The organism is Acinetobacter sp. TY2 (genome assembly GCF_046269225.1).
In the GTDB taxonomy this organism is placed as follows: Bacteria; Pseudomonadota; Gammaproteobacteria; order Pseudomonadales; family Moraxellaceae; genus Acinetobacter.
In genome coordinates this window covers 1-24,816 of the sequence record NZ_JBJZOR010000012.1, presented here as the reverse complement: position 1 = coordinate 24,816, position 24,816 = coordinate 1, and the positions used below count along the sequence as shown (strand labels likewise).

The 24,816-nt window shown below is 37.4% G+C and carries 7 protein-coding genes and 2 pseudogenes; 7 read left to right on the top strand and 2 right to left on the bottom strand.

The features are described 5' to 3' along the window. Positions 1-75 precede the first annotated feature (75 nt). Positions 76-1,551: a PLP-dependent aminotransferase family protein gene (locus tag ACK1JC_RS09380; RefSeq protein ID WP_409511607.1), complete on the top strand. Its 1,476-nt coding sequence runs from the start codon at positions 76-78 to the stop codon at positions 1,549-1,551. A gap of 11 nt (positions 1,552-1,562) precedes the next feature. On the opposite strand, the pseudogene ACK1JC_RS09375 reads toward ACK1JC_RS09380, so the two are convergent. After that, positions 1,563-2,082 (bottom strand): annotated as a pseudogene (locus tag ACK1JC_RS09375) (hypothetical protein). Positions 2,083-2,453: 371 nt separating this feature from the next. On the opposite strand from ACK1JC_RS09375, the gene ACK1JC_RS09370 reads away from it, so the two are divergent. The 6 genes and pseudogenes from ACK1JC_RS09370 (at position 2,454) to ACK1JC_RS09345 (ending at position 21,621) form a co-directional block, all read left to right on the top strand. Then, positions 2,454-4,142 carry a ShlB/FhaC/HecB family hemolysin secretion/activation protein gene (locus tag ACK1JC_RS09370; RefSeq protein ID WP_409511606.1) on the top strand — a complete coding sequence of 563 codons (1,689 nt, stop codon included), beginning with the start codon at positions 2,454-2,456 and terminating at the stop codon, positions 4,140-4,142. Between the two features lie 91 nt (positions 4,143-4,233). Further along, a complete protein-coding gene (locus ACK1JC_RS09365) occupies positions 4,234-17,193 on the top strand; it encodes a hemagglutinin repeat-containing protein (RefSeq protein WP_409511605.1) in 12,960 nt (4,319 codons plus the stop codon). Beyond that, on the top strand, positions 17,194-17,679 hold the full coding sequence (locus ACK1JC_RS09360) for a hypothetical protein (RefSeq protein WP_409511604.1): 486 nt from the start codon (positions 17,194-17,196) through the stop codon (positions 17,677-17,679). A 228-nt stretch (positions 17,680-17,907) separates the two neighbouring features. Next, positions 17,908-18,348, top strand: a complete 441-nt coding sequence (locus ACK1JC_RS09355; protein ID WP_409511603.1) for a hypothetical protein — start codon at positions 17,908-17,910, stop codon at positions 18,346-18,348. Between the two features lie 392 nt (positions 18,349-18,740). Then, positions 18,741-18,970, top strand: a pseudogene (locus ACK1JC_RS09350) (helix-turn-helix transcriptional regulator). A gap of 452 nt (positions 18,971-19,422) precedes the next feature. Beyond that, entirely contained in the window at positions 19,423-21,621 is a 2,199-nt protein-coding gene (locus ACK1JC_RS09345) for a TonB-dependent siderophore receptor (protein ID WP_409511602.1), read from the top strand. 726 nt (positions 21,622-22,347) lie between these two features. Here ACK1JC_RS09345 and ACK1JC_RS09340 read toward each other — a convergent pair. Further along, positions 22,348-24,729, bottom strand: coding sequence for a TonB-dependent siderophore receptor (locus ACK1JC_RS09340; protein ID WP_409511673.1), 2,382 nt, complete (start codon positions 24,727-24,729; stop codon positions 22,348-22,350). Positions 24,730-24,816: the final 87 nt, after the last annotated feature.

Sequence of the window (24,816 nt, the reverse complement as noted above, 5' to 3'; positions counted from 1 at the left end):
AAGTGTTGAGTGTATTTTTAATCATGGTATTGTCATAAGGTACAGTTTGGGTGTTTTTAGAAGTACCAGTTCACTATGACAACGTCATCTTCTGCTTATTTTCCACATTTAATTTTGCCTAAAGGGCAACCCATAAAAGATGGTTTACATTGTGTTTTACGAGATGCAATTTTAGAAGGCCGTCTATCTGGGGGGACAAAACTACCCTCAAGTCGCAATTTGGCAGAGATGATGTCCATTTCCCGTAATTCTGTATTGGCGGGATTAGAACGTTTGCTCGATGAAGGTTATTTAGTCACTAAACCAAGTTCAGGAACTTATGTTGCTGCTGTCATTCCAGACCAATTAATTCAAATTCAAAATGATATAACCCAGACAAAATTTCAACCTACGCAAAGCATCAACATTAATCCACATTTCACCAATTTGTTGCGTCATTGGAATAAGCAGACATTATCAATTCAAGAGAAGAAAATATTTCATGTGGGTGTGGGCTGTGTCGATTTATTTCCCCATGAACTTTGGGGCAAATTATTAGGGCGTGCATGGCGACAATCTTATTATCAATTAGGCCAATTCCATGATCCCCGAGGCTATCTGCCTTTACGTCAGGCAATTTGTCATTATGTTAAGTCAACACGAGGATTAAACTGTCAGGAAGAGCAAATTCTGATTGTGAATGGAACACAACAGGCAATTCATTTGGCTGCGTATGCACTGTTACAGCCAAATGACCAAGTGTGTTTAGATGAGCCAGGTTATGATGCAGCCTTAAATATATTCCGTAGTTTTGGTGCCATAGTAAATCCTATTACGAGTGATGAGGAGGGGATGAGAGTTGATGAAATCATTCATGACCATGCTGAAAGTAAACTCATTTACACAGCTCCGTCACATCAATTTCCACTTGGTGACACTCTGAGCCTTGCTCGCCGATTTGCTTTATTGGACTGGGCTACCCAACATCAAAAATGGATCTTTGAAGATGACTACAATAGCGAATTTCGTTATGGAACACATCCAATCCAAGCATTACAAGGTTTAGATGAACAGCATCGCGTGATTTATGCAGGCACATTTTCTAAGATGATGTTTCCTGAATTCCGACTTGGGTTTATGGTCGTTCCAAAAGCCTTAATTGAGGTTTTTAGTCTAGCAAAATATTATACCGATACGCGTAGTTCCTATCTGGAACAAGTGGCGCTGGCGGCATTTATTAAAGATGGTCATTATGCACGGCATGTGCGTAAAGTCCGTAAAGCCTGTTACGAACGTCAACAGGCTTTAATTGTAGCAATTGAAACTTATCTTTCAGATGTACTAATTGTACAGCCTACCGATTCAGGAATTCATTTGGTATGTTGGCTTAAGAACGACTGGAGCGAAAAAGAATTTCTTATTAAATGTGAAAAAGTGGGCTTAGCTGTACAGCCTTTATCAAGATATTGTCAAATCGCATCCCAAAGACCCGCCGTACTGTTTGGTTATGCAGCGCATACTCTTGATGAAATAAAAGAAAATATTAAAAAACTTGCGAAATATCTGTGTTAGTTTTTCAGTATTTAAGCCGATATTTCCATAATACGAATCATCTGCTTATTTTGATGACAGATTTGATAAGCCATAAAGATGCATAAATATCAACTAAGTAGCCTGAAAAACTTTTAGCTCTAGTGGTCACTTGATTGTAAGCCCCTTTGAGTAAGCTGAATAAAGTTTCTGTTTTATTGCATTGTTTCAGATGGTGTTTATCTCTTTCATGAAAGCGAAATGCAAGGCATGTAAAGCCAGTTGATGGGCATTAATTAGATGAATCATGCGTTGATAAAAAGGAAGTCCTTTAAATAAATGTTTTTTGTACTGTTTTAATGATGTAAAGAATGCTTTTGAAATTATTGAAATGAGAGCATTAGTACCACACAGCAATAAATATAATTTCAGAAATGCTGAGCTGAGTAGGGCGAAATCTTATGCGTTGAAAGTTTTGTTTTAAGAATTTTCAATAAATTGATTCAAATTTTAGAAAAAATCATCTATGACGCAAAATAATTGGGTATGAGTTATATATAGCGCAAGGAACATAAGGGCTAGAGCTGTGAGTTTGGTGTAGTAACTCAACTGATGGCTCTAGTTTTTCTCTTTTCAAGTTAATTGTTTATCCAAGATTTAGGTTAATTAATTTGATTTAAGTTTTCACCTTTTAATATTTATAACTTAGTTCCGTATTCTTGAATTACACTTCTATTGTACCTTGAAATATAAAATAGTCTTGAAGAGAAATTTTTTATGATGTCATGATTGTCTAGATTCTTAGAATATATAAATATACAGATCTGTCTATAAAAAGGTAGACATGGTTATATTTTTTGTTAAAATTTGCGCATTTTTATTACATTAGAATTACAGTTGCTCAGATGGTATATAAATTTAAAAAAAAAGCGCTCATTTTTTGTATGACGTTAGTTAGTTTTAATAGCTATTCAGCAATTGATCTTCCAGCAGAAATTACACATCGTCAGGAACAAAGAGACGAGGCGCTACAGAAACAAATACAGCCTGAAGTAAATGTAAATTTAGGAATAGAATCTCAAAAAATACCTTTAAAACAATTAGAGTATTTAAAATCAAACAGTGAAGAGATCTGTTTTGATATTAAAAAATTCATTTTGATGGGGGATGATGCGCGTAATTTTACTTTTGCATTGCGCTCAATCACGCAGGGGGAGAATAATATTATTGGTCGTTGTATTGGAGTACAAGGGCTTAACCAAGCACTTGATTTAGTTCAAAATAATATTATTCGTCATGGCTATGTGACAACACGAATGTTATTGCCTCAACAAAATATTGCATCGGGTGAAATCAAACTTCAAGTTATCGCAGGTAAGGTGGATCAAATCCAGTTCGTTTCAGGTACCTCAAAACGTGCACATAAATTCAATGCACTTCCTGTGAGGTCTGGTGATATTTTGAATATTCGAGATATCGAACAAGGTTTAGAAAATTTCAAACGTGTGCCAACAGTGGAAGCTGATTTTAAAATTAAACCTTCGGAGCAGTACAATGCACCTGGTTATAGCGACTTGGAGTTGGCATGGCAACAGTCCAAACCTTACCGCATCCACTTAGGTGTGGATGATGCAGGTTCGGATTCGACAGGAAAATATCAAGGAACTGCGACACTATCACTCGACAATCTGTTAACAGCAAATGATCTATTCTACGGTAGCTATAATCATGATTTAGGTGGTGGCGATTCTGGAAAACGTGGTACAGAGGGTTACTATCTCAGCTATAGTATTCCACTAAAATACTGGTTACTGAGCACGAGCTATAGTCAATCAGATTATAACCAAACGGTAGCAGGTCCACTTGAGAGCTACGAATATAGTGGTAAAAGCAAATTGATTGGTGCTGATTTATCTCGAGTTCTTTATCGAGATGCCCGCAGAAAAACTACTGCGAGTATAGGTGGCTGGTATAGGGAATCTCAAAACTATATTAACGATACTGAAATTGAAGTCCAACGCAGAAAAACAGCAGGCTGGAAAACCAGTCTGGATCATACCGAATATCTCTCAGCTGCTACTTTATCTGGCAACGTGACCTACAAACGTGGGACAGGCGCCTTTAATGCCATGTACGCACCAGAAGAAGAATATGGTGAAGCCTATACCCATGTCGGGATATTACAGGCCAATGCCAGCTTACAAGTTCCATTCAAAGTGGGTCAGCAATCTTTGCAATACCTAGCCGAATGGCGCATGCAGCATAGCCAAAAACCATTAACCCCTCAAGATCGCTTCTCGATTGGTAACCGCTATACCGTCAGAGGTTTTGATGGAGAACAGACTTTACTGGCTGATAATGGTTTACTCATTCGAAATGAATTGAGTGGAAGCATTCCTAAAGTTCCAATGCAATGGTATGCAGGGGTTGATTATGGCGAAGTGGGTGGACAAACCGCCCATGAACCCAATCCATTACTCGGGACGAGTTTGATGGGTGCTGTTGTTGGTTTGAGAGGCCAAGCATTTAACTCAGTGAGTTATGATCTCTTTATGGGTGCGCCACTTAAGAAACCGGATCGCTATAAAACAGACAATGTGACAACAGGCTTTAGTTTGAACTGGATGTACTAATTCCAGTTCATCTGAGTAAAGCAGTGAATGATTTTTTATAACTCATTATAAATAAACAAATTTAGATATTTAGAATTTTAGGTAGACCACCATGAATAAGAACCGCTATCGCGTGATATATAGCCAAGCACGAGGTGTGTTTGTTGCCGTTGCTGAGATTGTGAAGAGCCGTACCAAAACAGCAGGGCAAAGCAGTGCCAATGGGGCAACAGAGTTAGAAAGTGAAGATGATGTTTCTAATATTACTTATAAAAAACTCAATCCGCTAAATTTCTCAATTATTAGTCTGCTGGGAGCTGTGATTTATACCATTCCGATGTCAAGTATCGGAAATACCCAGATTATTGCAGACAAGACCGCACCAACATCACAACAAGCGACTATATTAAATACGAGTAATGGTATTACCCAAGTCAATATTCAAACACCTAGTGCTGGAGGCGTTTCACGTAATACCTATAAACAATTTGATGTAGGACAAGAAGGCGTGATTTTAAATAACTCACGCAATAATGTTCAAACACAAATCGGAGGTTGGGTTCAAGGAAACCCATGGTTAGCAAAAGGCGAAGCCAAAGTCATTCTCAATGAAGTGAATAGCAGTAATCCGAGCCAACTTAAAGGTTATTTAGAAGTTGCTGGTAAATCGGCTCAAGTGGTTATTGCCAATCCATCAGGCTTAGTCTGTGATGGTTGTGGTGTAATTAATGCCGATCGCTTTACGTTGACCACAGGTCAAGCTGTGATGAACCAAGGTTATCTTGAGTCATTCCGAGTTCGAGAAGGTCAAGTGACCATTGAGGGCAAAGGACTCAATGGGAGTTTGACGCCTTATACTGATGTCTATGCACGTGCATTAAAAGTGAATGCAGGTCTATATGCCAATGAGTTGCATACAGTACTAGGACCGAATGATATTCAAGTGAAAGATCAGGTTCAACCAAATGTCACGCCTGTATCAGGTTCAAATAACGCCAATAGCAATACGACTACACCACAACCTGATTTTGCTCTTGATGTAGGGCAATTGGGTGGGATGTATGCAGGCAAGATTTATCTTGTGGGTACAGAGCAAGGTTTGGGGGTTCGTAACGCGGGCTCAATCAATGCGACCACAGCTCAGATGACCTTGAATGCCAATGGGGATCTAGTCAATACAGGCAATATTATTGCAAATAAAGATCAAATTGCTATTCAAGCACAAAATGTAAAAAATAGCGGCAATATTAGCAGTACACAGCATCAGATACATATCCAAGCCAATGACATTCAGAACAAGGGCTTAGTCGCGACCAATGACCAAATCAAGTTGGAAGCACTAGATAAAATTAATAATAATGATGGTGTGATCAATGCTGGGCGTATTGATTTTACAGCACAAAACCTGAGTAATGACAAAGGTAAAATTGAACAAACAGGTTCACAGCAACTCAATATTACAGCAAAAGCTCTGGATAATAGCCAAGGTTTAATCGGTCAGGCTAGCAAAGAAAGTACAGGAACAACATTACCAGGGGGAAATACACAACCAACAGTGACTGATCCACAAGATCAATCTTCGGCACAAGATTCAAGCAGTATTGAAGTTGTTGATCCTGCAATACTCACTCCAAAAACCTTTGAGGCAGGACAAATTAAAATTGCTCAAGATATGAGTAATATTGCAGGACATATCATCAACAATGCTGATATCAGCCTTAAAGTACAAGACAGTATTAAAAATAATGGTGGTAAAATTCAACTCCCTGAGTTGCAGTTCAATGGGCAAAACTTTGAAAATAAAGAAGGTCAATTAACAGCTAAAGTGATTAATATCACTGCACAAAATGCCGATAACCAAAAAGGTTTGATTGACGCGCTAGAGAGCTTTGATTTAAATACACAGCAATTGAACAACAATCAAGGTCGCTTACAAAGTTCAAAAACGCTTAACTTAAGTTCCAATCAAATCGATAACAGCACAGGACATATACTTGCTAACGATACTTTGATACTGAATTCAGAGCAGACCAATAATACTGAAGGTGTAATTGCTTCAGTCAATACCGATGCACAATTAAATATCACAGCCTTAAAAAATAACAAGGGCGAGATTTCTGCTCAAAATGTACAACTCAATGGGCAAACCTTAAATAACCACCAAGGAACGATTCAATCCAAAGTGGGTGATTTGACTTTAAAAGTTGATCGAATTGACAATGGAAATGCACAAGATTCGGCCGGAAGTTTAGTTGCTGGTAAAAACCTCAATATCACAGCACAGCATTTGAATAGCACAGGACAAATCTATGCAGGTGATACTGCAGATTTAACGGTGAAACAACTGCAACAAGATGGACAATTGGCTGCACGCAATAAAATCAAAGTGCAGTCTGATAGTATTAGCAGTAAGCAAAATGCGATTTGGGCAGCAGGTTTAGATCAAGATGGCAAACTCAGCCAAGGTGATGCGACGCTCAATATTAATGCACAAAAGGTACAAATTGCGGGCAAAGTCTTATCGGGTTCTGAAATTCAAATTGATGCAGTTCAAAGTGTTGATTTAAGTTTAAGCGAGAACCAAGCAAAAAATATAAAAATCCAAACCAAACAGCTTAAAACTGAAAGTGCAAAAGTCATTGCAGATCAACAACTAGATTTAACGGCAACACAAAATATTGATAATCAAAAAGGTCAATACAGTGCCAATCAAATCAATATTGATACGAATCATCTGAACAACGATCAAGGCCTGATTCAACATACAGGACAGAATGATTTTATTCTGAATATTGCCGATCGTATTGATAACAATACAGGTAAGATCATCAGTAATGCGAATAATACTGAAATTAAAACTAATAGTTTGAGTTCAAATGCGGGTGAAATCCTACATGCTGGAAATCAACAACTTAAGATCACTGCGAAAAGCCTACAAGGGCAAAAAGGGACAATTCAAAGTAATAGTAAGCTACAACTTGAATTGGGTGCTACAAATTTAGATAAAGCCACCACCACAGCGCAAAATATCAATCTCAATGCGATAAGCTTAAGCCATCAACAAGGTCAATTGATTCAAAGTGATGCCAATGGACAAATCAATGTCAATGTTGAACAAGCTTTAAATAATACCTCAGGTGTGATCAGTGCAGCGGGTCATGCCAAGATAAAAACTGCCGATTTAAATAATCAACAAGGTGTGATCCAAAGCCTTGCACAAAAAGATCTTATGATCGACAGTAAGACAGTTGAAAATGCTTCTGGCAAAATCATTGTTGGGCGTGATGCCAATTTACATGTCGGCCAATTAAACAATGATACAGGAATAGTGTATGCCGATGGAAAGCTTGATCTTCAAGCGGAACAGAATGTTAGCAATCAGCAAGGACTAATTGCTGCAAAGCAAGCTCTAAGCATAAAAGGGCAAGAGCTGAACAATCAAAAGGGACAAATCCAATCTGAACAAAGTAATGTTAATTTAAAGCTTACACAAACAATCAATAACCAGTCAGGCCATATTCAGTCTACGCAAGCCTTGAACATACAAAGCCCGAATTTAAATAATAAAAATGGGGAGTTGATTTCAGGTGCAGATAGCCAACTCAATGTTACAGACCTAAACAACCAAGCGGGTACGATTTACGCTAAAAAACAATTAGATGTGAGCGTGTCAGCTACTGCAGATAACAGCGCAGGAACCATTGCTGCTGAGCAAAACCTGAATTTAAATGCGCAACAATTGTTAAATGATGCAGGACAAATCCGTTCAGAAAATGCCGATGCCACGCTAAATATTACGCAAAGTATTGCCAACAACACGGGCTTAATTTCAGCGGGCAAAGATTTAAATCTCACAGCACAAGGTGTTCAGTCACAAAAAGGTAAATTGCAATCAGGTGCCAATGCTCAAATTAAAGTCAGAAATTTAGACAATACCGAAGGTGTTGTCTATGCAGCAGAACAACTACAACTCAATGCAACAGGTGAGTTGAACAATAGTAAAGGTGTGGTTGCCGCCGAACAATTGGCAGACATTACCGCAAGTACTGTGAAAAATGATGCAGGACAAATCCGTTCGCAACAAGATCAATTGAAGCTGAATGTTGAAAATGAATTGAGTAATTTGGCAGGCGAAATATCTGCAAATAAAGCGATTGAATTAACTGCCAATACACTGAGTAATCAAAATGGTAAAGTGATTGCAGGTACATCATTGCATGCAACTACTCAGCAGATTGACAATACGACAGGTACAATCTACGCCAAAGACCAACTCAACCTCAATGTTGCGGATCAGCTGAATAACCAATCAGGAACAATTGCTGCCAATCAACAGGTACAGATTGAAGCGAAGAATTTAAATAATAATGCAGGAAAAATCCGTTCAGAACAAAATCTGCTGGATTTAAACGTACAGCAAACGCTTGATAATCAGTCTGGAGAAATATTTGCTGGTACCAATGCCAAGGTGAATACGACCACGTTGAATAATCAGCAAGGGACGATTTATGCTAAAAATCAAATTGATCTCACAGCGGGACAACTGAATAACCAACAAGGGCAAGTGTATTCAGCAGATTCGGCAACGGTCACTGTCAAAGGCGATATTCAAAACCAAAAAGGTGTATTGGTTGCGGAGCAAAACCTGAATGTTCAAAGCCAAAAATTGGATAATACAGAAGGTACCTTACGTTCTGAAAAAGCAGATTTAACCCTGAATGCACAAGGGCAACTAATTAATCAACAAGGTGATATTTATGCAGGGCAGAATGCGAGCTTAACGACACAGAGTTTAGTGAATACTGATGGGCAAATTGCTTCAAAAAATCAATTGAATATTGATACCCGACAGCAACAACTTAATAACCAAAACGGTAAAATCATTGCTAAAGTTGTAGATTTGAAAATGGGAACATTGGACAACCAGACTGGCTTAATCCAAGGTGAGCAATCCGTTAAAATCGATACTCAAAATCATGCATTACTGAACAATAACTCAGGCGATCAGGCAGGAATACTCAGCCAAGGTCGTCTTGAAATTGCAAATGTTTCCCAACTGGATAATATCAGTGGTTATATTGCAGCAGTAGGCTCAGCCAATATTACCACTCAAAATACCAATAATAACCAAGGGAAAATTAATAGCCAATCTGACTTGACGATCAGTCAGCAAAGTTCAGGCGGTCGCATTGATAACTTGGCTGGACAAATCCAAGCACAAAAGAATGTAAACTTGAATGTTGATACGCTGAATAATAGCGGTGTTGCAAGTCATATCGTGGCTGGTGAAAAGCTGACAGTAAATACGCAGACATTGCTTAATACTCAAACCAAAGATAGCGCTGTGCTTGGCGGTTTAGATGCAAAAAATATTGAGATTAATGCACAAGAATTGGATAACCAAGTCGGTGCAATTCGTGCTAGCGAAAATGCAACACTAAATATTCAAAATCAACTGTCTAACCAATCAGGTTCGATCAGCAGTTTAGATCGCTTAACTATAGGTACACCTAATAAAACCCTCAATGTGAACAATATGGGAGGTGAATTACTTGCTAAAAACCAACTGAACCTGAAAGCCAATGAATTGATCAACAAAGGTAAAATTATCAGTGAAGGCAATGTTGATATTGATATCAAACAAAGCTATACCCATACCCAAGATGATCAAATTGCAGCAAATGGCACACTGAAGCTCAATACTGACAATGATCTGATTAATCAGTCAGAATTGACGGCAGGTCAAAAACTAGAATTAAGTGCGAAAAATATTAAAAATGAAGCTGGTGCTAGCATTTCATCGAATGAAACACATTTAACAGCACAAGATACAGTGCATAACCAAGGCTTAATTAACGGTGAGTTGACCCATATTCAAGCCAATCGTGTGTGGAATGATGGCGCACGTATTTATGGTACACAAGTTTCGATACAAGCCAAGACCTTAGACAACAAATCCAATACAGCTGGTACAGGAGCTGTGATAGCTTCTCGTGGAGACATGGACTTAGGTATTGGGGTGCTAAACAACCAATCTGGTGGTGTGGTTAAAGAGAGTGCGCGTGATAATGCATGGATTTTTAGTTCTGGTGATTTAAATATTGGTGGAAGTTTAGATGGGAATTTGAAGGCCCAAGGTCAGGCCAATATGATTAATAACTTAAGTGCCCGCATTGAGTCCTTAGGTGATATGACGCTGACTGCAAAAAATATTAATAATATTAATTTGAATTTTAAAGTTGATGAATTTCAAGTAGGTGGAGTTGAAAATAAACTTTATATTCAGCCAGACGGTAAAACGACGAAAATTCCAGCAGAGAATTTGATTTGGAGAAATTGGAGTAGAGCTGGGTTGTATAAATACGACACAACTCTAAATACTTTGCCTGAAAATGTTATTTTGGGGGAAACACCTATACCGAATGTTGAGTCAATTCAGTGTGTAGGAATTGGAGATGATGAAAGCTGTAATGTGAATTATAAAAAAAATGATCCTGTATGGGCGTATTTTAAAATCATCCCTCCTTCAAAAGATGCGCCGACAGCGCCTAATATGGTTGCACCTGTTCCGCCAACAGGACAAGCGAGTTGTGAAGCAGGCACAGGCTATGATGCAGTTGCATGTACAGCATATCAAACAGCCCACGATCAATATGAAAAAGATCAAGAAACGTATGAGCAAGGTCTAGAGCAATATAAAAAAGACCTAGATGCTTGGAGTGAAGCAGATGAATCCGTTTATCAAGCACTTAGCGATGCAATTGAAGCCTATAACGAAAAATTTAGCAATTCGGAATTTAAGAAATGGACACAATACGAAGTTAAAGAAACTAAATTTAAGAGTGAAGTCATAAATTCTGCTCCTGCTGAAATTGTTGCTGGTGGAGATATCAATTTATATGGTGATGCCTTTACAAATGATAAAAGCCTTGTATTGGCGGGTAAAAAACTTAATGTTCAAATCGCTAAAGAAAATTTAAATCATATTGATGGTAAGGGTGTTGAAATCATCAAACAAACAGGAACGAGTCAATATACTTATTCCAAATGGCGGGGTGGATTTAAACGCTACCATCAACGCAAATGGGGGGATAAAGTCACCTACAACCCAGCAGATGAAGTGACAGAGATTGACTTACCTGTTAATCAATGGTTGGGGAATGTAAAAAATCATACTTCAAATCAGAATATATCTAAGGTTACAGCTGGAACCGCTGTGAGCAATGCTACAGGTGGAGAAGCGCCTGATCAGCAAATTGATCGTCAGCAACAAGGTCAGTCTAATCAAGTTACCGTTAATAGTGGCCAAAGCCTTTCGGTAAATGGGCAAACTGCTGATGTACCGAATTCGCCAGATCAATTAGATGTGAAGTCTCAAAATGATCAAAATATAGAGGCTGAACAACAACAAGTTAAAACTGTTGACACGGCAAAAAATCTACAAGCAGGTGATGCAAATACTTCAGCGACCAAAGGTCAGGATGAAATCGAAATTCGCTCGGTATCTATGGATTTCATGAGTTTGCCAAGCAATGCACTGTTTAGTACAACCAAAGACAGTCAGGCAAAGTTTTTAGTCGAAACAGACCCTGCATTTAGTAATTATAAAAATTGGCTCTCTTCTGACTATATGTTAGATGCGATGGAACTTGATCCTGCGACAAAACAAAAACGTCTTGGCGATGGTTATTATGAGCAAAGGCTCATCCAAGACCAAATTGCACAATTGACAGGGCAACGTTTCTTACAAGGTTATGGTAATGATGAGGAACAATATAAGTCATTAATGAACAATGCCTTAAGCTTTGCAAAACTCTATAACTTAAGACCAGGTATTGCATTGACAGCAGCACAGATTGCGCAATTGACGACGGACATTGTTTGGCTAGAAGAAAAAACCGTCAAGCTTGCCGATGGTACGACGACGAAAGCATTGGTTCCACAAGTTTATGTGAAAGCTCGTGCAGGGGATTTAAAAGGCGATGGAACACTGATCAGTGCAGATCAAGTCAAAATCCAAGTGGAAGGCAATGTCTTAAATAATGCAACCATTGCAGGACGTGAAGCAATCCAAATTTCAGCGGATAATATCAATCAGTTGAATGGTCGGATGCAGGCAAACCAGATTGATTTAAAGACTACAAAAGATTTAAACAATATTGGTGGAACGATCACCGCTGTTGAGTCTGCAAGCTTAAATATTGGTGGTAATTTCAACCAAAGTAGTACGACACAAACGACCGTAAATAAAATAGGTGCAAGTGAATTTACCCGTGAAGGTTTTGATCGTAAAGCTGGAATTTACGTCACAGGTGTACCACTCACTCAAATTAGTAATAATACCGAAAATTTAAGCACTACACTGACTATACGGGTAGGTGGTGATACGATTCTGAAAGGTTCAGAAATTGTGAACAACAATGGTTCGAGTACTATTAAAACCGAGGGTAATTTAAATATAGGTGGTGTAAATACCTCGATCAACAATCGTGGCTATGCAAATAAAGATAATTTCAATTACGAGAAAAAGCAGGAAGATATTGGATCGGTCATTCAGAGTGTAGGGGATACACGTTTGCAAGCTGAAAATATCACAGTGAAAGGCTCACAAATTTCCAGTGAACAAGGATCGACCATACTATCAGCCCAGCAAAATATTGATATTTCAGAAGGTAGAAAGTTATCAGATACAGAGCAAGCATTTAAAGTTAAAGAAAAAAGCACGTTCAGTAAAACGGTACGCCAAGGCTATGTACGAAACATGAGTGATGAGGCAATTGCTAGTACTATTGATGGTAAAAATGTCATCCTTGATGCAAACAATATTGATATTCGTGGCAGTAATGTTGTTTCAGATGAGCTGACACAAATTCAAGCGAAAGAAAAAATCAAGATCAGTGCTGTAGAAAACCAGTATGTGAATGAAGCAGAATATAGCATTAAAAAATCTGGGTTTACTTCAAGTTTCTCAGATGGTGTAGCAAGTGTTGGCTATGGAAAGTCAAATATAAAACAAGAGAAAAAATCTCAATCAACATCGCTCACACAAAGCTTAGTGAGTAGTGTAAATGGCAATACTAACATTATTGCAGGTCAAGATTTAAATGCAGTAGCTTCAATCATAGAAGCGGGTAAAGACATTAATCTGATAGGTAAAAATGTCCATCTTGATGCTGCGGGTGTAAAGCAGGATACTCAATCAAAATTTGAAAGTAAGAGTTCAGGAGTCTCTATAGGCTTTACTTATAGTGGAGAAGCTGCCGCGGCAGCTTCTGCGAAGAAGAGCCAAGAGAATAATGACTTCTCGGACAGTGCAGTTGGCAAGATCATGTCAAGTGCAGAAACTGTGCGTAAAGCGACGATGGCAGCAACTACACCTGTTGTCTTCCAAGCACATAACCAAAAAACCAGCAAAACTAAAGATACGAGTTCAACTCAATCTGTAGGTACAGAAGTCAAAGCTGGTGGGAATTTAAATATTATTGCTACTGAGGGGGATATTCGTAGTCAAGGCGCGAAAATCTCGGCCGAAGGCGATGCATTGCTACATGCCAAAAACAATGTTGACTTGTTAGCAGCCCAAAATACTGAAAGCCAAACCGCGGATTCTAAACGTAAAGGCTTTAGTATTGATAACCGAGACCATATAGCCCCGCTAGGTGTTTATAATGACAAAGAAAAAGCCAATGGTGGTTTCGTACAAAGTGTAGGTACAGAACTTTCTGTAGGTGGAAAAACCACAATAAAAGCTGATGATGGCAACATTAATATTGTGGGCAGTAAAGTGGTATCTACAAATGACCTCGTCCTCAATGCGGGAAAAGACGTTAACATCAAATCAGCACAAAATAGCTTTAACCAAAGCGAAGATAAAAAGAGCAAAGGTTGGGGAAGTGCGCAGATTTCAGATACAGAACGCTTTGATGGTTACATGGCAAACCAAAACAAGGCGAATAATGAAAGTGTTAGCCAAGAACGTAGCCAAGTGGGCAGTTTAGATGGTAGCGTCAACATCAATGCTGGTAACAACTATAACCAAAAAGTAGCCGATGTTGTTGCAGGTAAAGATATCAACATTACCACAAAAAACATCAGCATACTCGATGACCACAATATAGGCAGTGACAGTCAATCGAGTAAAGATCTTAAAGTCGGTGTATTTAGCCGAATTACATCCCCATTACTTGATTTAATTAATGCAGTAGATAATGCAGGTAAGAGTAAAGCCGATGATCGAACGCAAGCCCTGCAAGGACTTGCAGCAGGCGCTCAAGCCTACCAAACAGCCAATACCGTAAACAACGTACAAAAAGATATCGCAGCACTTGCACAAGATCCGAATGCTGTTACCTCAAAAGCGGCACTGTTCAAAGCTGAAGCAGGCCTAGGCTTTAGCATCAGTAAGAACAATCAAGACACCAGCTATTCAGCATCGCAAGGCAATGTACTCAATGCAGGGGGCAATATTAACCTGTCCAGTACAGAGGGCGACATTCACCTTCAAAATACGCAAGTGAATGCCAAAGACAAAATCAGTCTTGATGCAGCCAAAAACATTTTACTCGAATCTGGACAAAGTAAAGAATATGCAGATGGCAAGAACAGTAACGCAGGCGCACAAGTCGGTGTGGGAGTATCGGTAGGCGCACAAACGGGTGTCTATGTCTATGCAGAAGCAGGTTATGGCAAAGGCAGCAATCACTTAGAAAGCACCACACATAACAACACGACATTAAATGCAGATCGAATCAGCATCAAGAGCCAAGGCGATACCACGCTGAAAGGTGCACAAGCCAAAGCCAACCGCATAGATGCAGATGTGGGTGGAAACTTAAGCATCATCAGCCAGCAAGATACGGTAGACCAAAAGAACAATCAGATGGGCGTGGGTGCACGAGTACAAGTATCGGCAGGTACCGCATGGGATGCATCAGGTAATTTCAATAACTCAAGTGCGAAAGGCAACTCAAAGAGTGTTAACGAACAAAGTGGATTATTTGCAGGAGATGGCGGTTATCATGTCAAAGCAGATCATGTAGACCTGAAAGGTGGAGCAATTGCATCTACCGCATCAAAAGAAAACAATGACTTAACAGCGAACAGCTTAACATTTAGCAATATCGAAAATGAAAGCAGTCATAAAGCCACTACAGTGGCTCTGTCTGGCGGTACACGCTTTGGTGAAGAAAAAGGCACAGATAGTACAGGCAAGACATACACCAACAATGTGAATTGGCGAGACAGCACCACATTCAGTCCGACGCTACCACAACAAGATAAAGACAGTGATAGCAGTACTACGTATGCCACGATGAGTGCAGGTAACATCAATATAGGTGGAAAAGACACAACAGTCGAAAAACTGGGTATTCATAGCGACATTAATACCGCGAACCAAAAAGTAGATGATATTCCTGACCTACAAGCCATCTTAGACAAACAAAAGATCGTATCGGATGCAACGTCAACGATTGTTGCGGCTACACGTACTTATAGCCAAAACAAACAAGCCGAAGCAGAAGCGCAAAAGAAAGCAGCAGAAGCTCAAGCACTTGAAAAGCTAGAAGCCGAAGGCGGAGAAAAGTGGGTTGAATATAACAGCACAAAAGATTATGTAACGAAACAAAATCTTCTGAAAAATGCATTACCAGCATACAAGGACGCATCAGACCAAGCCCAAACATGGGGCATGGGCGGTAATAGTAGTCGAGCATTGAATGCAGTGACCACAGCGATTACAGCAGCGTTGGGCGGACAAACCGACTTACAAGTGGTGAGCAATACCCTAGCACCGTATGCAGCTCAGGTGATTGGAGGCCAGTTTGGTCATGGAGAGGACAAAAATACGGCTGCACAGTTAGTGTCCCATGCGATTTTGGGTGCAACTCTTGCTTATATTAACGGTGGTGATCCAACAGCAGGAGGAAGCGCGGCTGTTGCAAGTGAGGCCGCAGCGATCTATCTGACCAATCAATACAAAAATGATCCACGCTATCAAGACATCAATGGCGAGTTCCAGCCGAACTTACTTCCTGAAAATGTTAAAGCGCAAATCAGAGATTTAACCGCTGGTATTGGTGCTGTTATTGGCGGAGCAGCAGGAGATTCTAGCTATAACGCACAATTGGCAGGTGTGATTGGGCAGAATGCGGTGGAGAGTAATGCATTATTATTTGATGATCTACGGGAAAAATCGAAAGACTTTTTTATATCACTATCCTCTAAAGCAAAACATCCAATTGACCAAGGTGCAATTAAAGGTGTTGGGAGTATAGCGGATGGTTTATTACTGATTGCTGATGCTTTCGGGGACACAGCAGTATCAGCAATTCATTGTCCAATTGGAGGTTCAGCATGTGCTGATGCAATGGAAAACAATCGTCAGAAAGGGCAGGCTATAATTGACTTTTTTAAAATTAATAATTTAAAAAGTCAAGCGGCTGCTATTGAGCAATCTTACATTGATTTAGCTAGTGGTGATCCTTTAAAAGTTGCAAATGCACAAAGAGTTCAGGCTGAAATATATACGAGTTTGGGGTTGAGTGCTGCTGGAACGAAAGCTCTCAGTTCAATTAAGGATATGAATATACAAGGAAAAACAAAACAAGTAGATGTTAGGTTTAATGATCCTAATAAATATAAAGCAGACCTTGCTAAACAATCAGGAATTCCTAAATATATAAATTTGTCTGAACCCAAAGGTGTATATGGTCTCGATTCACAAAAATTAAAAACTTATTTTGAAATGAATGGTTATAGGGTGAATGTTGAAAAAGATGCGCCCAAAGGTTCAGGAAATGCTCAAGTTTATAGCGTATATGATCATAAAGAAATTGGTAAAGTACAACACAGCCCCTCTACTGCTAATCTTCCTACAAAGCAACAAAGCCAACACATAGGCGAGTATATTAAATTTACTTTAAAAGATGGAAAAGTAGATGCTTATGGGAATACAAAAGTTTACATTATTAATCCTAATACATTTAAAGGAACTGCAAAAAGATCAACTTTTTATAATCAGCAAGGTCAAAAACTTGAGTATACTAACGGTAAATATGTAAAGGTTAACTAAATGATAGATATTAAAAAGAACGTTGAAATAGGAAAATCATTGGCTGGTTTACAGTTGGGAAGTAATTTGTCAATATTTTTACCATATATTGATACTGTTATTGATGGGGAGGATGTTCCATGGACGGTTATGATTGAACAAAATAATAATGGGAAATTATTATATAAAATTCCAGATAATAATGGATTTATTGTTTATGTTAATATGCCTAAGTTAGAGTTGGGTTTTACAGAAAAAGGAAATCTTTATTATATTCGAGCAGGGGTTGGGTATCTGGGGGAAATTTTCAAAGGTGTAAAAATAGGTAGTAAGATTAGTGAAATTAAAAATCAGCTATATTTAGATGATACAGAAGATGTACATTATTTAGTTGAGAATGGAGAGAGAATCGAAGGAATAATGTTTTTTGCTGGAGGCTTGGAAGTTGAAGAAGATCCTGATGCAATAATTGAAGAAGTTAAAATTTATAATTTTGATATAGAATAGTACGTATTAACTCAAATTTAAGTTGAATTTTGCCATTTTTGCGTTTAGTTTAATTTTGAGCTAATTTTTTTATATTCAATTATGTATATGCAAAATGACATTTGTACAATAAATCTATAAAGGATTAGAAATATTTTATGGGATTATTGGTGTTTTTTTATAAGTGTCTAATTTAATTAGCTTTATTATGTAAGGTTATTCCTAAAAGCTCCTTCAGTAATATAATTTATGAATGATCAGAAAATATATCAAAGAATCGGTGAGTTTTTGCGGTCAATTATGCCAGAAAATGTTTTGGAAATTTATTATATCGGCTGTATTTATCCTGATTATTCAGCTGGAGGCGCTGAGTGGCTAACTAAAGAAAATAAAATAGTTAGCTTTGAAATGGGGCAGAGGCCTTATCATATTGAGAGTCAAATCGATGACCTAATTGTAGAGCTAAGGTTGCTAGACATTTTTAAAGAAAAATGGACACATTTTAAAATTACACTTACTGATAATGGTGTATTTAATACGGAATTTGGATATATTCCAAGAGACGATAGTTGGGTGAATTTATATATGAAAGCTGTCAGTGATTTAAAAGAAAGTGAACTTGATGAATATAATATTCCTCATGAAGAGTGGGAAAAACGAGTTGAGCTGAAAAAGAAAAATAAATTATAGAGTGGTTTTTTTAAAGCTCTGAGTTTTGTCTAAGGGCTTTTTATTTACGGGGCTTTGTTGCATAAACTGATCAATCTATGTTCCAACGTACTAAATCTGATGTGGGTCAAAATTGGGTCAATGAAATATATTTTTTCTTATAAATTGTATAAAAACATTCACTTGGGTTTTGAGTTCAATTGACGCCACCTCCACCAAATTCGTAAATCATGATCTGTCACGAACTTCAATGATGACTCATGAAACTTACAAAGCCTTGAAATTTAACGATTTCAGGGCTTTTTTAATGCCTAAACATAACGAACTACAGTGTACATGCGTTGTACATTACACATTCTATTGAACTCGTTGGTGTACAAGCCGTGAAAAGAACAAATATTAAAAGACGCGCTATATCAGATACGGCACTTATAAATCTTAAAGCTAATCAAATTATTAATATTAAAGAAGTCATTCAATTCACAGATGTTAGCTGTTCAACTATATATGAAATAATGGATGAGTTTGCACTGTATTATGATCCAACATTCCCTAAAAAATTCAAATCACGCAAAACCGTATTGGCTGGTCTGTTTATGAAATCCATCAATGCATTGAAAATCGGTTTGAGAGTCGAGAATAAGTTAAGCAGTGTTAGCTCTAGTATTTTTTTGTTCAAAATTAATCTGTACGACATATTTTGGCTTTCAACAGATATTTAAAATGAGGTGTGCTGATAAAAACGGAGACTTTCACTTGGTAAGCTAAAGTAGATGTTACAAATTATATACAGCTATTTTAGAATCCGCGAAGAATTCAGAAAGATTTATATTCTAAGACACCAAATCAAATGATAGATAAATTTATAAGTTGATTGCATAAAATCTCCCAAATGAGACCTCCCTTTAATTTCAGAATACATGAATATAAAAATGTGATGAATTTTAGTATGAATATTAATAAGAATTGTTTACTATTGTAATTAGGAATTATTACCGTTTGAGGTGTTCAGTCTAACGCTTAGACAACTTGGCTGAATGTATGATTCTTACTCATTTTATGTTGTAACAGTAAATAATTTAAGAGGCATAATCCATGCAACAGCAAAAGAACATTCGTAAGTTAGCTAAAAGAAATTATTTAACAAAAATGATAAAAATCATTATGCTAGGTGCAACATATGTTGCCACAACTGCTGTAGTACATGCTTCTGACGAGACAGAAAAAAGTAATGTGGTAGAGACTAAGATCCTTCCTACGATCACGATTATAGCCAATCAGCTAGGTGGAATAACAGAAAATAGTGGAATATACACACCAAGTACAATCGCTACTGCTACGCGTTTAGTTCTAAAGCCAAGAGAAACACCACAGACAATTAGTGTCATTACTCGACAGGAAATGGACGATTTTAACTTAAATTCTATTGATGATGTAATGCGCCATACACCTGGTGTTAGTGTTGTCACTTATGATAGTGAAAGGACTGAATATTATTCACGTGGGTTTGCTATTCAAAATTTTCAATACGACGGGATTCCTATGCGTCGTGATTCAGCATATTCAGCGGGTAATACCCTAAGTAATACAGCAATCTATGATCGTATTGAAGTCTTAAAAGGCGCAACGGGATTATTAACAGGTGTAGGTGATCCTGGAGCTACGATTAATTTAATTCGTAAAAAACCGACTAGCGAATTTCAGGGTAGTGCATCAGTTGGGGTAGGCTCATGGAATACTTATAGTGGTGAAATTGATTTAAGTGGACCACTTAATGACTCTGGTACTATTCGTGCCCGTGGTGTTGCGGCATATCAGGATAAAGAATCTGAATTGGATCACTATGAACGTAAAACCCCCGTTTTTTACGGCATAGTAGAAACTGATTTGACAGATAAAACACTTTTGACTGTTGGTGCTGATTATCAAGATAGCAAACCTGAAGGATCAACTTGGGGCGGTATACCCATTTATAATACAGCAGGTAATTTCAATAAAATGCCCGCTAGCTTTAATAATGGTGCACGTTGGAGTAATTGGGAGCAATATACACGGACGATTTTTTCAACTTTAGAGCATAAATTTGATAACGATTGGGTAGCCAAACTACAGTTAAATCACCAAATCAATGGTTATGATGCGCAGTTAGGTGCAGCTGCAGGAGGAAATCCAAATCCAATCGATGGAAGTGGTGTCTCTATGTGGGCTGGAAATTATAAAGGTGAGACAAAAAGCAATGCTGCTGATATATATGCAAGCGGACCATTTAAATTACTTGGACGTGAACATGAATTGGTTATAGGTGCAAATATTTCGGAAAGTACATGGAAAAATAATGGCTATAGCGCACCAAATGATTATAAGACCACTGTAGATCAATACTATCAATGGAATGGCAATGTACCAGAACCTGATTGGCAAGCAGGTAGTCATTGGACAAATAAAGAAAAGACCAAACAAAATGGACTATATGTCACATCTCGTTTGAATTTACGAGATGATTTAAAATTGATTTTAGGAGGCAGGGTTGCCAATTATGAATCAGAGGATATTAAAGAATCTGGAGTTTTTGTACCATATATTGGTACAGTCTATGATTTAAATGACAATTATTCTCTTTATGCGAGTTATAGCACAATATTCTCACCTCAATCTAATAGAGATGTAAATGGAAAAACACTTGATCCACAAGAAGGTGAGAACTACGAAGTAGGCCTAAAAGGTGAGTTTTATGATGGTCGCTTAAATGCGAGTTTGGCATATTATCAGCTTAAACAAGACAATTTTGCTCAAGAGATTGCTGGTGTGACAACCCCTTCTGGTGATGCTGCATTTGAAGCGATACAAGGCGTTAAAACTAAAGGTGTAGAATTAGAAGTTACAGGTGAGATTATGCCTGATTGGAATCTACATGCAGGTTTTAATCATAAAGTATCGAAACAACAAGAGAGTAAGGTGAGTACGTTAACACCTGAAAATGAGTTTACACTTTATACTAGTTATAAAGTTAATCAATGGGTTGAGGGTTTAACCATAGGTGGTGGTGTACGTTGGCAAGATGAGACATGGGGTAATGTACATAATCCACAATATACAGACCCTGTAAAACATACCGTTTCTGATTATTGGCTAGTTGATGCAATGGCTAATTATAAACTCAATGATCAGTTATCATTTTCATTTAATGTGAATAATCTTTTAGATGAAAAGTATTATACGATTTTTAGCTGGTATAGCACTTATACATGGGGTGAAGGGCGTAACTATAATTTAGGACTCAAGTATAAGTTTTAAAAAAATATTAGGATTTTATGTTATATAGCAGCCTTTTTAAAATAATAATTTTAGAATAGGTTGCTTTTAAGTATTTTAAATTAATATTATTTTAATAAAATTTATCTTATAAAAAATTAAAAATAAAATTTTCCTAAATTATAAAAAATCAAATACCAACTTCGGTATGGAGTTGATCTAATTCCGTAACTTTATTTAATACTTCTGTACGAAGATAAATTTCATTAATTAGATTTTAATATACAAATTCAATGTGTTATATATAATTTATTGTTAGTTGTGATACTCGTTGCTCCGATTTGAGTGGACGATGAGCCTAGCTTCGAGTTTGCACCTATTGCTAAGTATGCCACAATTTTTGATATTTACGAATCCAATTGCACAACAGGAAGTGCTTTCTAGAATTGTTTTTTCAGCATTCACTAGAGTGTGATTAAATATTTTGGTAAGCATTTAATGGAAATATTTAGTTTCTGATTGGTGTCATAGCTCGTTATTATTCAAGTATAAATTTATTATTTCAGTTTTAAAATTTGAGGTGTAACTATGATGGGGTTATGGATTCATTATTTTATTTTTTGATTTTTTTTTAAGATTGTCCTGATTTTTTTAGAAAGAGTAATGTTTTTAACATTAAATCTTTCATAGATTAAACTTTGCTTAAGGCTTATTCATTTGAGAGTAATATTAATGAATAAGCCTCTATATAAAACTATAACTTATGAACTACCAATTATATTTAACACCAACTTGAAAGTTAGTTGGTGCACCATAATAGCTATTTAACGTAGTTAAATGATATTTTTCATTGAATAGATTATTAATATTTAAATTGGCTGTTAGGTTCTCATTGATTTTATAGCGTGCCATTAAATCAACTATGCCATAGCTTCCTTGTTCAGATTTAAAAGAGTTAGTGCGTTTAACATATGTATAAATATCACTTTGCCAACGAATTCCAGTACCAACTGTTAATGCCTGATTCAATTGGGGGAATGTGTATGAAGTAAATAATTTAGCTATGTTATTTGGTACATCACTATTGAGATTATCACCTTTACTATCTTGAGAAAGATTACGCGCAAAGCTTGCTGAAATTTGCCATAAATCTGTTAGCTTACCTGTTGCTTCCAACTCAAACCCGCGGCTTTTTGTACCAGATTCAGCACGATAAGGTGATACTTTTTGACCATTCGGTAGATCAATTTGTGGGGCACCCGTGATGAGTATCGCTTTATTATCTTCTTTTGTTTGATAAATTGCCGCTCCGATATTTAATTGATTATCGAAAAATTCACCTTTAATTCCTATTTCAGTGCTATTTCCAACCAATGGGTCGATAAAATTACCATTAATATCATATCGATCTTGTGGAGAGAAAATAGTTGTATAACTCGTATAAGCGGTCCACGATGGCGTTAGATCGTATGTAAGTCCCACATAAGGAATGATTTCTTTTTCTTGTTGTTTTTTATTCGTTGCGGTTCCACTTGTTTCGGGATTGGTCTTTGAAATCCGTTCCCAATCATCAAATCGAGCACCAATGATCATTGCTAGTGGGTCAGTAAGTTTAAAGCGAGCTGCAGTAAAGGCAGAAAGAGTTTTTTCGTCAGTACTGTACCACCCATTGGTTTTTAGATCCGGTTTAGCAGGAGTATAGCCATCCCAAGTAAAAATATTATCTATTGTATTAACATTCCAACCCGTTGAGCTAGGACGTTTATTTTCACTTTTTGCATATGTGGTTCCAGCAACGATTTCATGTGTTTGATTAAACAAATCAAATGAGCCATTTAAGGTTATATTAAATAAATCTTGAGTGGGTTTGTAGTCCCAGCGTGTTCCATAAAGTAAAGCACCAGCTCCTGTCTCTTTATTAATGCCTGCACCAGAGAATACATAACCTACAGTCTCATCGGATGAAGTAATCGTTCGTGATGCAACTCCTTTTACTTTCCAGTTATCATTAATCTGATGTTCAATATCTGCAAAATAGCCAGTAGTTGAACGATCTGATGTTGACCAATTTGCAGAAGCTGAATCTGATTGTGACCAATTTATAGGTGTTCCATCAGTGTAATAGGTAGGTAAACCACTACGAGCAATACCCGTTATATCAATCTGTTGATAGCTGACTCCTAAACTGGCTTTAGTTTGATCTGATAAGTCTGCTTCAATGACACCATATGCCACTTTACGTTTTTCATTATAGCGATCAATATAAGAATCACCATCTTGATAAGCCAATACAGCTCGACCACGAACATTGCCTGACTGTGTTAAAGGTGTAGAAACATCAATATCTGCACGATAAGTATCCCATGAACCTGCACTTGCACTGACAGTAGCCTTGAAATCTTCTAATGGTTTTTTACGAACCATATTTATACTTGCACTAGCCGCGCCCGCACCAGTCATTATTCCATTTGCTCCACGAACAATTTCAACGCGGTCAAAAAGTGCCGTATCTTGGCTTTGAAATATACTTGAATATGAATTAAGTAGTTTTACACCATCTAGTAAATAGTTATCTACTGTTTGACCACGAGCATAAATTGGAGAACTATCTGAACCTATATTTCCTCCTTGCTTAGTGGATAAACCAGCAGCTTGATTTACAACATCCATAAGTTGTGTAAGATTTTGATCTTCCATTTGTTGCCGAGTGATAACACTTACCAATTGAGGTGTTTCTTTTAAACTGAGTGTTAATCCAGTAGATGCAGTGGTTGCTTTTGCAGTATATAAACCTGTGTTTTCTGTCGTTAATGGTTGAGTCGTACTTGAGGTGATGGTAATAGTTGGTAGTTTTTCTATTTCATCTGATGTTTGTAAATTTAGATTAGATGGAATAGTGCTAAGTTTAAGTTGATTCGCTTCATTTTCATTTGTTGTTTTGCTTGGGGTGATACCAAACCCACCATTTTTAAGTTTAATTAATTCAAAATTAGTGGGTTGCAATAATTTATTTAAAGCATCTTCTGCTGAATAACTTCCTGTTAAGCCCTGGCTATATATTTTTGAAAGGGTCTTTGAATCATAACTGATAGTCGTCCCTGTTTGGATTGCAAGCTGTTTTAAGGCCTGATCAAGTGTACTTTTTTGAATTGAGAGACTATGATATACGCTGAATTATCAGGAGACTTTCCCTTGGGAGATTCTAGGCAGCCAACTTATAAAAGTCTTCGGCCATTT

Excerpts from the sequence above, each read along its gene's own strand:
- ACK1JC_RS09345 (WP_409511602.1), top strand. The coding sequence starts at position 19,423 with ATGCAACAGCAAAAGAACATTCGTAAGTTAGCTAAAAGAAATTATTTA.
- ACK1JC_RS09360 (WP_409511604.1), top strand. The coding sequence starts at position 17,194 with ATGATAGATATTAAAAAGAACGTTGAAATAGGAAAATCATTGGCTGGT.
- ACK1JC_RS09365 (WP_409511605.1), top strand. The coding sequence starts at position 4,234 with ATGAATAAGAACCGCTATCGCGTGATATATAGCCAAGCACGAGGTGTG.
- ACK1JC_RS09355 (WP_409511603.1), top strand. The coding sequence starts at position 17,908 with ATGAATGATCAGAAAATATATCAAAGAATCGGTGAGTTTTTGCGGTCA.
- ACK1JC_RS09370 (WP_409511606.1), top strand. The coding sequence starts at position 2,454 with ATGACGTTAGTTAGTTTTAATAGCTATTCAGCAATTGATCTTCCAGCA.
- ACK1JC_RS09380 (WP_409511607.1), top strand. The coding sequence starts at position 76 with ATGACAACGTCATCTTCTGCTTATTTTCCACATTTAATTTTGCCTAAA.